At 41.1% G+C, this 15,433-nt stretch carries 14 protein-coding genes; 10 read left to right on the forward strand and 4 right to left on the reverse strand.

The window, feature by feature from the left end:
• Positions 1–59: 59 nt before the first annotated feature.
• Positions 60–1,004 carry a response regulator gene (locus RMX89_RS03480; RefSeq protein ID WP_322687939.1) on the reverse strand — a complete coding sequence of 315 codons (945 nt, stop codon included), beginning with the start codon at positions 1,002–1,004 and terminating at the stop codon, positions 60–62.
• A gap of 305 nt (positions 1,005–1,309) precedes the next feature.
• On the opposite strand from RMX89_RS03480, the gene RMX89_RS03485 reads away from it, so the two are divergent.
• Positions 1,310–2,398, forward strand: coding sequence for a RuBisCO accumulation factor 1 (locus RMX89_RS03485; RefSeq protein WP_322684986.1), 1,089 nt, complete (start codon positions 1,310–1,312; stop codon positions 2,396–2,398).
• 327 nt (positions 2,399–2,725) lie between these two features.
• Here the strand turns inward: RMX89_RS03485 and RMX89_RS03490 are convergent, their stop codons facing one another.
• Both RMX89_RS03490 and RMX89_RS03495 read right to left on the reverse strand, forming a co-directional pair.
• Entirely contained in the window at positions 2,726–3,736 is a 1,011-nt protein-coding gene (locus RMX89_RS03490; RefSeq protein WP_322687940.1) for a TauD/TfdA family dioxygenase, read from the reverse strand.
• Between the two features lie 86 nt (positions 3,737–3,822).
• Positions 3,823–4,482 carry a hypothetical protein gene (locus RMX89_RS03495; RefSeq protein ID WP_322687941.1) on the reverse strand — a complete coding sequence of 220 codons (660 nt, stop codon included), beginning with the start codon at positions 4,480–4,482 and terminating at the stop codon, positions 3,823–3,825.
• A gap of 538 nt (positions 4,483–5,020) precedes the next feature.
• Between RMX89_RS03495 and aqpZ the strand changes: the two genes are divergently transcribed.
• The 3 genes from aqpZ to RMX89_RS03510 all read left to right on the forward strand — a co-directional run bounded on the left by aqpZ (position 5,021) and on the right by RMX89_RS03510 (position 9,377).
• Entirely contained in the window at positions 5,021–5,773 is a 753-nt protein-coding gene (aqpZ, locus tag RMX89_RS03500) for an aquaporin Z (RefSeq protein WP_322684987.1), read from the forward strand.
• A 255-nt stretch (positions 5,774–6,028) separates the two neighbouring features.
• Complete coding sequence (locus tag RMX89_RS03505; protein ID WP_322687942.1) at positions 6,029–8,455, forward strand: ATP-dependent helicase; 2,427 nt, start codon at positions 6,029–6,031, stop codon at positions 8,453–8,455.
• A gap of 199 nt (positions 8,456–8,654) precedes the next feature.
• Complete coding sequence (locus RMX89_RS03510) at positions 8,655–9,377, forward strand: hypothetical protein (protein ID WP_322687943.1); 723 nt, start codon at positions 8,655–8,657, stop codon at positions 9,375–9,377.
• Between the two features lie 4 nt (positions 9,378–9,381).
• Here RMX89_RS03510 and RMX89_RS03515 read toward each other — a convergent pair whose 3' ends face one another.
• Positions 9,382–9,921 carry a GrpB family protein gene (locus RMX89_RS03515; RefSeq protein WP_322687944.1) on the reverse strand — a complete coding sequence of 180 codons (540 nt, stop codon included), beginning with the start codon at positions 9,919–9,921 and terminating at the stop codon, positions 9,382–9,384.
• A 115-nt stretch (positions 9,922–10,036) separates the two neighbouring features.
• On the opposite strand from RMX89_RS03515, the gene rpmI reads away from it, so the two are divergent.
• From rpmI to RMX89_RS03545, 6 genes are all read left to right on the forward strand, one after another.
• On the forward strand, positions 10,037–10,234 hold the full coding sequence (gene rpmI, locus RMX89_RS03520) for a 50S ribosomal protein L35 (RefSeq protein ID WP_109007939.1): 198 nt from the start codon (positions 10,037–10,039) through the stop codon (positions 10,232–10,234).
• A 19-nt stretch (positions 10,235–10,253) separates the two neighbouring features.
• Positions 10,254–10,610 carry a 50S ribosomal protein L20 gene (rplT, locus tag RMX89_RS03525; RefSeq protein ID WP_322672880.1) on the forward strand — a complete coding sequence of 119 codons (357 nt, stop codon included), beginning with the start codon at positions 10,254–10,256 and terminating at the stop codon, positions 10,608–10,610.
• A 12-nt stretch (positions 10,611–10,622) separates the two neighbouring features.
• The gene (locus RMX89_RS03530; RefSeq protein WP_322672879.1) at positions 10,623–11,438 is read left to right on the forward strand and encodes a transporter substrate-binding domain-containing protein; all 816 of its coding nucleotides are present in this window, start codon (positions 10,623–10,625) and stop codon (positions 11,436–11,438) included.
• 111 nt (positions 11,439–11,549) lie between these two features.
• Positions 11,550–12,074 carry a tetratricopeptide repeat protein gene (locus RMX89_RS03535; RefSeq protein ID WP_322684992.1) on the forward strand — a complete coding sequence of 175 codons (525 nt, stop codon included), beginning with the start codon at positions 11,550–11,552 and terminating at the stop codon, positions 12,072–12,074.
• 406 nt (positions 12,075–12,480) lie between these two features.
• Positions 12,481–14,463, forward strand: coding sequence for a primary-amine oxidase (locus RMX89_RS03540; protein WP_322687945.1), 1,983 nt, complete (start codon positions 12,481–12,483; stop codon positions 14,461–14,463).
• Positions 14,464–14,805: 342 nt separating this feature from the next.
• Entirely contained in the window at positions 14,806–15,375 is a 570-nt protein-coding gene (locus tag RMX89_RS03545; RefSeq protein WP_322687946.1) for a peptidylprolyl isomerase, read from the forward strand.
• Positions 15,376–15,433: the final 58 nt, after the last annotated feature.

A 15,433-nucleotide genomic window follows, 5' to 3' on the forward strand; every position in this document is an offset into this window, starting at 1 on the left:
AGTCATTCGTCATTTGCCAAGGATAAAGGACAAATGACTAATGACAACTACACAATACCTTAATGAGAGTGACTACTAGTCAGAGCGATCGCCACCAGTTGCGCTGATAAATTAATTAGCACTAATTCATCTTCTCGCAAAGTGCAAGGTTGTTTCCACTGTAGCGACAATACACCTAAAAGTTGATTGCGGTAGCTAATTGGGATGACTAAGTGTGCTTGCACGCCGGTATTTTGGTAGTGAATCGCATCAACTAATTTAGTGTCTTTAAGTACATTTAAGGAAACTTGCATTTGTCCCGTGGCGATCGCTTCCCTGGTTAGTGGGTCAAGAGATAGCCAATTTTCTATTGTACCTGTATAACTGTAAGTTCCTTGAGTTGCAACCAGAGTATTTCCATCTGTAAGTTGTAAAATACAGCCGTCTGCCCCAAAAGTTTCACTCACAGCTCTAGCAATGGGAGCGAGAGTTTCTTCTAGGCTAGAAGCGGCTTGAGTTACCTGTACCAAAACACTCAGCAACGCCATTTGAGCATGAGCGCGGCGTAATTCTTCTGTACGTTGCTTAAGCAAGTCGTAGGTTTCGGCTGCTCTTTGCACCACTGCCTTCAGTTCCCCTGGGTCCCAAGGCTTGGTGATATATTTGTAAACTTGTCCGGCATTAATTGCTTCTACCAAGTCTTCTATATCAGTAAATCCAGTGAGAATTATTCTTACTGTATCGGGAAACTGAGGTACAGTTTTGCTGAGAAATTCAGTCCCTTTCATTTCTGGCATCCGTTGATCGGAGATAATCACTGCTACCTCCCCTTCTGCTGCCAAAACTTGTAGAGCGTTCACCCCACTATCAGCTTTCAGAACATTAAAGTCACGTCGAAATGTGCGATAAAGTAAATCGAGATTATCTGGCTCATCGTCAACTACCAGTATTTTCAGCTTTTTTGGTCGTTCGAGAGTCATAACTTGAGATTGGACTTTATCAATTTCGAGATTGGGTTTATCCATAAGATTTTCCTTTAAATATTCACTCTCTTGTTATATTCCATACCAAGTTTAGTTGAGAATAGCCGAAAATCGCCAAGGGTTTATACGGAGTTATTTTGCATATTTGAGAACGCTAATAGTGAACGCTACAGAGGAAATTTATCTGCCCAAATATCTGAAAAAATGTTCCACTAGAAAAACTAACTAAATCAGCAAAACTATGGCAGTTTCGATCGTGGATGAGGTGTAGGTCTGGGTATAGATTAGAATAATACTTGCTCATGAGGTGTTAATTAACCTCTCAAGTTGAAGCTTGCACTCCGATTATGACTGATTTACCACCCAACACTCAGAATCCCGAAGATAATGCTACAAACGATGTAGCACAAGAGTTACTCCGAAAGCTGAGGCAAAAACAAGGCAACTGGGTGGAATGGGGAGCCGCGATCGCCTCGTTGCTAAAAATCGGTTACAACCCCCAAGAAATTTTTGAGGCGACTGGATTTGAGCCGATTCAACAAAACCAGGTGGTTGTTGGTTCTCAAGTTTACAATTCTTTGGAAAAGTTTGGAGTATCGCAAGAAACGCGATCGCACTATACTACACGTGGCAGCGATGTTTTATACGAGTTACGTTTACTTACTCAAGAAGAACGCGCCGCTGCTGCCGAACTGATTTTTGTCCATAATGTTGATGCTGATGAGGCACGGGATATAGCAAAAGCAATTAAAGAGTTCTCCTATTTCCGCACTTTGCCAGAAGGGTTTTCTGCTCATCCTGGAGATGCTGTTGCTCACCAAGTTTGGAAACTGGCACGCCAAAATGCAGATTTACAACAGCGATCGCGCCTAATTGCCAAAGGTTTGCGTTTTGCTCACACGCCAGGTGCAAGGCAAAAAATCGAACAACTACTGACTGATTTTACTACCGTTCCTCAGCGTCCAGCGCCAATTTTACCGTTTTACCGCCTGGAATTTGAAGAACAGTTACCCCGAATCTTGCCTGTAGTAGGAGAGTTGCCATTATCACGCCAAGATTTGCAAGCTGTGCCCATACTGACAGAAATTGAACCTTTTCGGATGGTAAAGTTTTCTGGAGAGCAAGCTTGGGTTCCCTTACCAGGTTGGCAAGTACTATTGGCGGCAGAAGATCCAGTGGTGATTTTAGCGAATAGCGATCGCTTCCCCATCCAAACCCAAAGCCAAACAGGGCCAGTCTTAGTTGTGATAGATCGTGCCCAACGAGAATGGGATGCCTCTAGCTATTTTGTCGTTGAAAATGGTGGTGAATTAGATTTTCAATGGTTTGAAACTGAGCCAGAAATTCCTCTATTAGGACAAATTATTATCATTGTGCGTCCTAAGAGAATTCTGGATGAAGAATTAACTAAGGATTCCTGGCAGATTGACGAATAAATTCAATTTTAGACGAGCTAACTGCGTGATATAAACTTGTTTTGACTGTCCAAACAGCGTATAGAGACTGGCGGCATTGGTTCAATTTTTGTTTGGCCAATGCCGCCAGTTGTTTTAACTCTCTTAACCAGAACAAGGCACTGGCTCCACAATGCTTTGCCTAAACCTTTGATTTTTCCTTGACCTGTGTAAGTCCACATTTTGAGCGATTATGACATTCCTTGAACAGTCACGAAGTAACGACCGTAACAGGAAAAACTCAAATTTTTTAAGCTGAAAGTAGAGAGGCAGTCCACGTCTGGCATGTCCACGAGGTTAGAAGTTTACTCATAGATTACAAGATTGTGTTGAGTACAGTATAGTTTTATCATTAAAACTCGCCGAGCAAGACTTTTTTAAATTCTTTAGATACTTTTGTTCTAGTGCTGAACCTAATACTGGAATTATGCCAGGAGATATTCCTTCTGCTTCTTCACGCTGTTTAGTCTCTGTGTTAAAAACTCTTACAGTAGGGAGACCTAAATGCTGAGTAAATACTGTCAGCCTTTCGCCTACAGGAAAGGCTTCACGACCATGCAAATGCGAATTTTTTATAATTGCAACACTGTTTGGCTCAAGAGAAATCGGAATTCTTAAATTATCTTGATAAGTTAATTCTTTAATTCTCTCCATTCCACTTGAAACAAGATTATCGTTTGGCGGCATCTCAATCCACGAAGGATCGTGATAGTAAACTTCTAAAAAGTCCTTTTCAGTAAACGAGAAAACCGGATGTTTTTGAGTTTGACCAGTAAACGGTATTAAGAATTTTGTCCTTTTAGGATCACAGAGAGCATCAAACTCTTCTTCATATTTCTCTGCCATCAAGTGGGCAATATAACTCATATCAACCACATAATTTCTCCCTTGAGGACTTTTAGCTCTATGAAGATGTAAGATAGACAAAAACTTTTCTGTGCAGCAATATTCAAGACCGTCTGTATGAGGCGGAAGAGCATTTTTGTCACGTTTAGCTACTGCATAGCTTCCTTCTCCCACTGTTGAAATTACAAAACGCGTTTGATAATTGTTAATAACAGATTGCCAAGTATCCTTGAACTTAAACTCAATAGGCTCACGAAACATTTGGGGATAAAACGCCCCTAAAATCCCATCAATGTATTTAAGATCAAAGACTTTTTCATCTAAGGAAGTAATGATTACACAGGGAAAATAGCTTAGTAAGCTTTTAATTTTTTTTAATGTCTCCTTTTCACATACATACCAGCTTTCCTTCACACGAATCGTATACACTTCTGGATCGATTTGATTAAATGGATAAATATTGGTTATTCTCATATTATATTAAAATTTTATTTTTTTATAATAAATACTATTAAATAACTTATTTTTTATGAGATTCACTACTTTCCTCTGTTAACTCTTTAACGGTGTGACCACTGCATTCGGTTAAGGACTTTTTGAAACTGAAACCAGAAGTATATACCACTAAAAAATAAAATAAGCATAACAATGTAAACAATGATTTTAAGATAAGGAATGTTATTATCTTTACAACAGTCTGAACCGTAAATTATACTAAATATTGACGAACAAATAGCTATTAGGGAAAAATTTAATGGCAGTATCAATAGCTTTCTCACTAATTTGTCTTGAATATGCATAAATTTATGAAGCTGAGAAATTTCTTCAGGAAGCTGAGAAATTTCCCAATTGCGAATACCACTTTCCCAGAATAATAGATGTTCTCCAAACAGTGTGTTGATCTTATATTCAATAGCAACAATATATCTCGAAATTCTAGCTGTGTAAATAAATTCAAGGTAATATTGAACAAAAGCAAACCAACACACAAAAGGTATAATTACTGCCGTTGCTATCAAGACAAATTCCTCTCCATTTTTTGGTTCCTTCGTCACCACAGTAGCTATAGCACCTAAAGTTACACCAATTATTGCAAAACTAAAATTTACAATATTGTTAATTAAAGTCTGTTTATTAATAATTTCAGTACGAAGAGTCTTATACTCTTCTAACATAATTTTTGCATATTCAATCTTTTTTTCCAACTCACTATCTTGCATGAAAACTACTCCTTCTAAAAGCTCTTACCTAATTCATCTTTTAATTCCTATCAAAATTAGCAGTATCACAACCTGGGTATAGAATCAACCTTTGTGCCCCCGCACGCTGTAAGGATTCCGGTGTAAGTGACTCAAACCCTGATTATTTCGTTCCTGTTTGCTCTTGTGTTTGGAAATTACGTTTTGCTTATAAATCTACATGGCGATGCAGATATGGTTTTTTACCAGAGAATCAGGGTTTGGGGCTTGAATCATAAGTGGCGTTTATGACAGCGCTCTCGATTGAGTTGCGAACCTTGGCGCAACTAGATTTAAAGTAAGCTAAAAAAAGTGTATAAAGCACAAAACTTATTTTAATTTTGTAATAACTTTTAATAGAGGGCACTGGATCAAAAATCTCAACAGAAACAAATTCCTATTTTTTCGATTTAGTTTCATAACGAAACAAACGCAATGGATTTCCTGTTGACAGCAATGACTCAAGCATTATTCAACATAGCTATTACTCGTTTGTAGCTGAACAAGGAATTTTCCAAAAATGTCTCTCACAAAACGTTGTTTGGCAGAATTTATCGGCACATTTTGGCTTGTTTTAGGTGGCTGTGGTAGTGCTGTTCTAGCCGCCGCCTACACAGAAGATGCTGCAAAAATCAGCGAGAATACTTCTTTTCCATTGGGTATTGGATTAGTAGGTGTATCCCTGGCATTTGGGCTTACTGTCCTCACAGGGGCTTATGCTTTTGGTCATATTTCTGGTGGTCATTTCAACCCAGCTGTTTCGTTTGGACTATGGGCAGGTAAGCGCTTTCCGGGATCTGACTTACTACCTTACATCCTCTCTCAAGTGATCGGCGCAATTGTTGCTGGGGGGATTATTTACCTGATTGCTAGCGGCAAAACTGGATTTACGCTGACTGGCTTCAACCCACTGGCTACCAACGGCTATGGTACTCATTCTCCAGGTGGTTACACGCTGTTTGCTTGCCTGATTACTGAAGTTGTGATGACTTTCATGTTTCTGCTGATTATTCTGGGTGTGACTGATAGCCGTGCTCCTAAAGGATTTGCACCACTGGCAATTGGTTTTGGACTCACTTTAATTCACCTGATTAGTATTCCTGTAACCAATACTTCGGTTAATCCTGCCCGTAGTACTGGAGTTGCTCTATTTGCAGGTGTAGAACTCTTTTCGCAAATCTGGCTGTTCTGGATAGCTCCTATCTTGGGAGCTATTTTAGCAGGATGGTTGTACGTAGCTATCTTTAGTGAATCAACTGTGGAAGAACGGTAAACTCAAAGAACTAGTTTAACTTTCTTAACAATCCCCTAACTAAACAAATTAACTAAGTGTTATATGTTTAGTCAGGGGGTTGACATAATATTTAAGTATATATACACGCATTTGATCCAGATCGTTTACTAGAACAGTTAAAACAAGAACGGTGGAGTATTTTGTTAGTAATTTGAGATTAAGAATCACCGAAGATTATTCATATCTGCGGTTTGGGAATTAAATTCAATATCTATTTAAAATATATAATTTAAGATGTCCGACTCTAAATTTACTGCTCCTATTATTCAAGAATTACTCGACTCAGAATTGTCTGAGCGATCGCTCATTCCTTCTTTGCAGGAGAAGATTCTCACAATCCGCAACAGTCTCCGCCCTGGACAGCAGCAAATGGCTGATTGGCAATCTGGGCCTTTGGCGATTTCAGCCGTTCCTGGTGCAGGCAAATCTACCGGAATGGCGGCGGCGGCGGCAATCGCGATCGCCCGTCAATATGAGCGTTCATCCTCCCGCCGTCAGTTGGTAGTCGTTACTTTTACTCGCTCTGCTGCTGCCAATATTAAAGCGAAGATTCGTAAATTTTTAAGAGATGATTTATCTCTACCTCAGACAGGATTTTTTGTCTATACCCTACACGGTCTAGCGTTGAACATTGCCAACCGCCATTCTGATTTGTCGGGTTTGCAGTTAGAAAATGTCATATTAATTACACCAACCCAAAGTCACCGCTTTATCAGAACTGCTGTAGAACAATGGATTATAAATAATCCAGATGTATATTTGCGGTTATTGGAAGGTCATCAATTTGATGGAGAAGAGACAGAAAGGTTGCGTCGTCAATCGGTGCTGCGAACAGAAGTATTACCAGAATTGGCTAATACGGTAATTCATGAAGCAAAAAGTTCTGGGATATCGCCAGAATTGTTGCGGGAGTGGAGTAAGCAAACCACAGATGAATATGCAATTTTGAGTGTAGCGGCGGGATTGTACGAGCAATATCAAAACTTGATGCGATCGCGTGATTTTATCGATTATGACGATATGATTTTAGCCGCACTGCGCGTTTTAGAAAATGACAGTGCCCGTCACATCGAGCAAAACCAAATATTCGCCGTCTTTGAAGACGAAGCCCAAGATTCTAGCCCTCTACAGACGCAGTTGTTAGAAATTTTGGCGAGTAATCGAGAATATGAGGGGATGAATACAGACGCGATCGATCGCGTCTCTACGTACTCCCCACTCAATTTAGTCAGAGTTGGCGACCCTAACCAGGCGATTAACTCTACCTTTACTCCAGCCGATCCGATTTATTTCCGGCAATTTTGCGAAGAGTGCGATCGCATCGAACGATTGGCAACGATGGATCGAGCTGGTCGCAGTACTAGAATTATCATTGAAGCCGCTAACTTTGCTCTCAAATGGATCAATAATCAGTGGTTAGCAACAACCAAAACCAACAACAAACAACAGATTGCTGACAACCGACAAGTACCATTTCGCTTACAGACAATTCGCCCTGTGGAAGTTGGCGATCCGCAAGCTAACGCTAACCCCGCACCCGTAGGACAAGGATTAGAACTTTATACCCCGCGCGATATTCATCACACCGTTGAATTGTTATCTCAAAGAGTGATTGAGTTATTTGGTGAAGATCCAACAAAAAATAGTGCAGCGATTTTAGTCCGAGAAAATCGTCAAGGACGCTGGTTAGCAGAGGCTCTGACACCTCTGTGCAAAGAGCATAAAATTACACTTTACGATGTGGGAGAACGCGATCGCCGTTCCCATGTCCCCCAAGAGATTTTGGCATTATTGCAATTTTGCGATCGCCCCCACTCCCCCGATTACCTCAAAGCTGCCCTAGAAGCATTAGTACAGCGCCAATTAATTCCTACCCAAGACCTCAACGCCCTTGCTAGTCTGCCAGAAGAGTTTTTGTATCCTGGCCCCCTAGCACCACCCCAGCCAGAAACAGTACAAAAAGCTGCTCGCATGTGTCGCAGCTTACTCCGCGCTCGTTTAGAATTGCCTCTTTACCAGCTAATTTCCTTTCTCGCCCTGACTTTAAATTATGACCAAGCAGAATTGGCAACTGCTGATAAACTTGCAGAACGGGTAAACCAGCAGATAGCTGGCAATAGTTCGATGGGAGGAATGCTGTCAGCTTTAAGTGAAATTGTTAGTTCCGAACGGTTTGAACCAGTGGAAACCGAGGATTCGGAAGAACGTTATACCCGTCGCGGTCAACTGACAATTATCACTATGCATAAAGCTAAAGGGCTAGATTGGGACTATGTATTTCTTCCCTTTCTCCACGAAAACTTGATTCCTGGCAGATTTTGGGTTCCTCCCCAAAGCCAATTTTTAGGCGATTTTACCTTATCAGAAGTAGCTCGCGCCCAAATTCGCGCTACTCTCCACGAAGAATCTATCATACCGGATGTTAGTCAAGCATGGGAGGTGGCAAAGAATTTGAAAACATCTGAAGAGTATCGTTTACTCTATGTGGCCATGACACGAGCAAAGCTTCTGCTATGGATGTCTGCGGCGCAGAAAGCCCCCTTTACTTGGAGTAAACCGGACAATTTACAAGAACAAGCGCCTTGTCCGGTGTTTCCAGCATTAAAACGCCAATTTCCTGAATGTGTGATGAATTTAGCGGTAATGAGCAAACAAGTATAAGGGATGGGGCATTGGGCATTGGGCACAAGAAGCAGAGGAGCAAGGGGGCAGAGGGGCAGAGGAGAAAAACTTACTGTAACTTCTCCCCTGCTCCCCCACTCCTTATAAAGAAGAAACTGAATTAAGAGTGCAACGTCAAACAAATTATGATTGCAATTGCAATATTATCTGTTCAATTTTTAACAATCAATACGTATATATGAAATCCATCATCCAAGCATCTGCCGTAATTAAAAGTAGCTTCCAGTCACCCAGAGGAATTTTCTTGACGCTGGTGTTGACAAGCTTGCTATCTTGTGGATTTGGACTGATTGAAAACACTTCTGTTGGTGCTATTCCTTACCCAGACGGCACTCAAGTATCCCAATCCCAAGCAAACGAGTTACCGAAAGCGATCGCTAATAAAATTTTAAAAGATGCATCCTTCCGTTCCGGTGTACGTAAACGCGAATTAGAGATTACCCAAGTCACATCGAAAACCTTTGGTAATCCCTGTGAGTTCAAATTTGGAGAAGTTTGTACTAGGGAATACAACTCCATTGAAGGCTGGGAAGTAGTTGTCAAAGTCCGCCAAGATTCGTGGACTTACCATGTAGATAAATCTGGAAAGCAAAGAATTTTAGATCCGAAAGTGAGTACTTCACAAACATTGCCGAAGGCGATCGCAGATGCAATTTTGAGCGATGCCTCAAGCCGTTCTGAAGTGGTAATTACTGATTTAAAAATTACTCAAACTACACCAAAAACCTTTGGAAATCTCTGTCAATTCAACTTTGGCGAAGTCTGCACCCAGCAGTACGACCCCGTAGAAGGTTGGGAAGTGATTGTCAAGGTTAAAGAGCAATCTTGGATTTACCATGTGAATAAATCCACTTCGCAAATAATTTTAGATCCCAAAGCCAACGCCACTGAAAAAAGTTAAATAATCAATGGTTTTGGTTTTTTCCCATATCCTCATTCCGTGCTTTGACCATCACAGCACAGATATAGTCATTTTTACCATTCGTATAAGCTTCGCGATCGCTCCGAAAACTTGCCGCCAAATCGCGTTTTAGAACTTCGTAACGTTTTGCTTCTTTAGGATGCTTTCTCAGATAGTCGCAAAATAGCTTGCGTTCCCAAAATTCGCTGTCAATCTCGACTATGTGAACATGATGAGTACGTTGCTTTCCGTATGGTGGCATTCCTTTAACAAAAAACATCCGTCCAGGACGCGGGTCTTCACGCCAATAAACGTATCCCAAGGATTCTAAAGCCAAAATAGCAGATTTTGCATTTACCAAGGAACGCACTCCCACCATAATGTCAATAACTGGTTTGGCTGCCATTCCTGGTACTGCGGTACTACCAATATGTTCAATTTCTACAACTAAGTCATTGCCTAGTGCCTGCCAAATCCGCTCGGCTTCTTCTGTAAACAAAGTCGCCCAACGTGGGTCATATTCAACTATATTGACCTCATCCATAAGTGAAGCTAAGTTTGTCTACAGCGATCGCTGTTGGCTAAATCCTTTATTTAATTGCAGTTATAGCAATTTTAATAGTATATAATAATGGATCGTGTCGAATCAAAGCTAGACCATGCCTAAACTAAAGACTCGTAAAGCTGCGGCAAAGCGATTCCGTGCCACCGGTACCGGCAAAATCGTCCGTCGTAAAGCGTTCAAAAGCCACCTTTTAGAACACAAATCTTCTGATAAAAAGCGTAGTATGCGTCAGAGTGCGCTTGTACACGAACGCGATGAACTTAACGTGCGCTTGATGCTCCCATATTTGTAAGTATTTTAGGAAATAAATTATGACTCGGGTAAAACGCGGTAATGTAGCTCGCAAACGCCGCAATAAAATTCTCAAACTAGCTAAAGGTTTTCGCGGTTCCCATTCAACTCTGTTTAGAACTGCCAACCAACAAGTGATGAAGGCGCTACGGAGTGCCTACCGCGATCGCAAAAAGAAAAAGCGCGATTTTCGTCGCCTTTGGATCACCCGCATCAATGCTGCTTCCAGGCAACACGGCTTGAGTTACAGCCAGTTTATTGGTAACTTGAAAAAAGCTGATATCCAACTAAATCGCAAGATGTTGGCGCAATTGGCAGTCCTCGATCCAGCTAGTTTCGGCAAAGTTGCTGAATTGGCACTTCAAGCTAAAGGATAAAGGTGGTGAGGGATGTATAACAGATGTAACAGACGGCAAACAATTACTCGGTTACATCTGGTATTATCCGCCACTATATTTTGGATTTTTTGCTTTTCTTTAGTAGGGACGGGATTAACTGCATCTGCTGCCCAAATGTCAGAAATTCAGCAACGGGGCTATTTAAATGTTGCCGTGAAAGATAACTTGCGTCCCTTGGGATTTAAAGATGACAACGGGAATTTGCAAGGTTTAGAAATTGACTTGGCCAAGCGTTTGGCAGTTGACTTGGTTGGTAAAGCCGAAGCTGTAAAATTTCAAGCTGTAGCGAATCGCGATCGCCTTTCTGTAGTCTTAGACAAGAAAGTTGATTTTGCGATCGCTAGAGTCACAGCAACCGAGTCACGCGCCCGCATAGTTAGTTTCAGTGTTCCCTACTATTTGGATGGCACTCTATTAATTACAAAAGATGCATCTGTGCAGCAGTTGAGCGATCTATCAAAACAAAAAATTGCCGTACTCAATAACTCCAGTACCATTGCTAAAGTGCGCTACTATCTACCAAACGCCGAGTTAGTAGGAGTGGATTCTTATAAAGAAGCGCGAGAGGAAATAGAAAATAATGCCGCAATAGCCTTTGCCGCAGATGCTAGTGTTCTAAGCGGTTGGGTGCAACAATATCCTCAATATCGGTTACTGCCAACTAAGTTATCAACTGAACCCTTATCTATAGTCATGCCCAAGGGATTGCAGTACGATGAGTTTAGACGAAATGTGAATCAAGCGATCGCTCGTTATTTAGAAAAAGGTTGGCTCCAGCAACGGTCTCAATATTGGGGTTTACCGTAAATTGGTCATTTGTCATTGGTCATTGGTCATTAGTCATAAACGAATAATAAATGACAAAGGACAAATGACAAATGACAAATAACAAACTTTATAATATTTGTATTTGCAGTAATGGATAACAGTCTAGCCGTTGTTTATCTCTCAATTTTGGTGGTGATACTCACAATTGCAGCCGTGAGTGTTTTTCGCCAGATTTTCAAAACTCGCAAGGTTGAAGGCTCTTTTGCCAGGTTGCGAAAGAAGTTAGAGAAAGAAAAGGGTACGACTCAAGAATATTATGAGTTAGCCAGTATTTATTCAGAAAAAAAAATGTATTCTCCAGCGATCGCGCTATTTCAAAAAGCTCTCAAAGCAGCTGAAGATGAGGGAGAAGAAGATATCGCCCCCATTTACAACGGACTCGGCTATATTTATTTTACCCAAGAGCAATATGACTTAGCAATTCGTCAGTACAAAGAAGCTCTCAAGTCTAAACCAGACTACGTAACAGGATTCAATAATCTCGGTCACGCTTATGAGAAGAAAAAATTAACTACTCAGGCGTTACAAGCTTACGAAGAAGCACTCAAATTAGCTCCAAATAACTCTATTGCTAAACGTCGTGCTGAATCTTTACGCCGTTTAGTTTCGGCGTAAGATAATGTTCAGGTAATTAAGCATAATACCCAAAACCCCACCCTGCCAAACCTGTGCTTTAGCTCCCCTCCCCACAAGCCTACGGTGTACACATAAGTCTGAAATAGCTGAAAAACCCAAGGTTTTACCCCACCCTAACCCTCCCCTTATAAAGGGGAGCCACTGCGTTGGGCGGGCAATGCCCGACTTGAAGCACGTGGCGTGAGGGAACTAGATTTCTTTCTTGTTTCCCCCCTTTATAAGGGGGGATTAAGGGGGGTAATTCGATTTGTGTGTACACTGTAGCCCCACTTGCACAGTGGAGTTATTTTATTATAATTAATTTCGCTTTAGCCTCTTAATTTATCGGTTTTCAATCTTAGGTTTGGAAATAGATAACTATAAGTCTTTTGTAAAAATGTAAAAGATGATTAAGCGGCTAAAGCGTTTTTTATGGCTAGCTATTGCCATCATTGTTGTCATTTCTTTCTCAATCGGATTAATGGAAACATTAACGGCTCAACAGCCTTCGATTTCCCATCCTCTCACTTCACTAACTGAGGTAGAAATTAGCACAGCTGTTTCTGTCATCCAAAGAGAAAAAAATTTGAGCGAAATGGCAGCTTTTCCTCTTATTGCTTTACAAGAACCAGATAAAGAAGAAGTTCTAAATTTTACACCTGGTAAAGTCTTTGGGCGAAAAGCTTTTTTGGTAATCTATGAACGTTCAGAAAACAAAACCTTTGAAGGGATTGTCGATCTGAGAAGCAAAACCTTAAGTTCTTGGAAAGAAATACCGTCCGTTCAACCTGCGATCGTTAATTCAGAATATGAACTAGCAACTCAGGTAGTTAAAGCCGATCCCCGATGGCAAAAAGCGATGCAAAAGCGGGGAATTACCGATTTCGAGCAAGTTAAAATCAGTTGGTGGGCACCAGGAATTCTCAGCCAACAGGAAGAAGCAACAGGTAATCGTCTTTGTCGCGGCTTATCTTACTACAAAGGTAAAGGCTGGAACTATTACGGTAGTCCGATTGAAGGAGTTTTAGCAACAGTCAATTTGAATACGGGTAAAATTGCTAGTTTTGTTGATAGAGGAAATGTACCTTTCTCTCAAGAAAACTGGAATTATGATGTCAAATCTTTGGGGAAATTACTGTCACCACTTAAAGCATTAAAAATACTCCAACCGAATGGTAGAAGTTTCCAGATCGAAGACAATGAAATTAGTTGGCAAGGTTGGAAGTTTCGCTATTCAATGCATCCTCGTAATGGATTAATGCTTTACCAAGTGACGCACAAAGATGGGGAAAATATTCGACCAGTTTTATACCGCGCCAGTCTCTCAGAAATGGTAGTACCTTATGGCGATCCTCAGCCTACTTGGTCATTTAGAAATGCCTTTGATGTTGGAGAATACAATTTAGGTTTACTAGCAAATACAATGGAATTAGGTAAAGAAATTCCTGAAAATGGCTTGTTGTTAAATGCTGTATTTGCTAATGAGCAGGGAGAACCTTATCAAATACCAGGGGTTATCGGTATCTACGAACGCGATCGCGGAATGCTGTGGAAACATTATGAATATAATACTCAGCGTAATGATGTCCGTCGCAGTCGAGAATTAGTGATGAAGATGACGGTAGCCATTGACAACTATGATTACAGCATCAATTGGATCTTTCATCAAGATGGGACTTTGGAAGTCCAAAATGAATTAACGGGTATTGTATTGGCGCAGGGAACGGCTGCCCAAAAGCAATCTGATGATGATTCCTATGGTCGATTAATTGCTCAGAATATCTTTGGAGTAAATCATCAGCACTTTTTCAATTATCGCCTAGATTTCGATGTTGATGGTCAGGCTAACTCTGTGATGGAAATGAATGTGAAAGCTTTACCGATGGATGAGAAAAATCCTTTAGGAAATGCGATCGCACTTGCAGAAATCCCACTAGTCAAAGAAACGGCTGCTATGCGCGATTTGGATATGAAAAGCAGTCGAGAATGGATGATTGTTAGTGCAGACAAAAAGAATGCTCTCGGTGCTGCACCTGGATATATGCTGATGCCTGGTGGAAACTCGATATTTTTCCCTGTGGAAGGCTCAAAAATCCGGGAAAGGGCAGAATTTGCGACTCATCACCTCTGGGTAACAAAATATAAACCTACTGAACTTTATGCTGGCGGCGATTATCCCAACCAAACTCAACCCGAACAGGGTTTACCAAAATATATTGCAGACGATGAAGCCTTGATGGGTGAAGATATCGTACTGTGGTACACAATGGGCGTAACTCATATTCCGCGATCGGAAGATTGGCCGGTGATGCCTGTTCACGAAGTTGGCTTTAAGCTAGTCCCTAGAGGATTCTTTAGCCGGAATCCAGCGATAAATTTACCTGAGTAAAATATTTGTTGGCTCAAGTTTCCTTACTAAAAGGCAGGAGTTAGGAGGCAGGGGGCAGAAGGTTAGGAGTATCAATTAAAACTTTAGTTCTGGGTTTAGAGCCACGTTTAAAGAAAGAATTATACTCAGACGTGCAGCGCGTTCGCGCAGCGTCTCGCAGAAAAGTATAAAGCGTCCTTGCTTCAATCCTACTATAAGGGTGGGTTCCTCCTGCCTCCTGCCTCCTGCCTTCGACCTCCTGCTTCTTGAATTCAGGTTTTTTTTCATGTCTAAAGGCGGTAACTTGAATGCTGATAAACTTGTATAGTTCAAATACTGGCACTGGTTAAAATAGGATATCTAATGAACTTTCCAGAAATTAATATTCCCGGTGATGGAACACTGCACGCTCGTTTAATTACTTCCTTGGGTGAAATTGTAGTTCGTTTGGAAGAAGAGCGAACTCCTAACACTGTCAAAAATTTTGTTGGTCTAGCAACTGGAACAATCGACTGGAAAGACCCTAAAACTGGTGCATCTGGTAAGGGAACTCCAGCTTACGATGGAGTTCGCTTTCACCGGGTCATCCCTGATTTTATGATTCAGTGTGGCGATCCTCTGAGTCGTTATCTAGATACAGCTAGCCGATGGGGTACTGGTGGCCCAGGATATCAATTTGAAGATGAGTTTCATCCTGAATTGAGACACACTCGTGCAGGTATCTTGTCGATGGCTAATGCCGGACGCGGTACTAATGGTTCGCAATGGTTCATTACAGAAGCACCAACACCTCACCTTGACAACAATCACAGTGTTTTTGGTGAAGTTGTCCAAGGTCTAGATATAGTCAGCAAGATTGCTAATGTGCCTACAACTAGAGATCGTCCCAATCAAGAAGTGGTGTTACAAAAAGTAGAAATTTTTCGGCAGTAATTAACACCTCAATTTGTAGTAAGCACTTTAGTGTTTAGAAAATAAGGACTAAAGTCCT

It is taken from the genome of Nostoc sp. DedSLP04, from assembly GCF_034530775.1.
Classification (GTDB): Bacteria; Cyanobacteriota; Cyanobacteriia; order Cyanobacteriales; family Nostocaceae; genus Nostoc.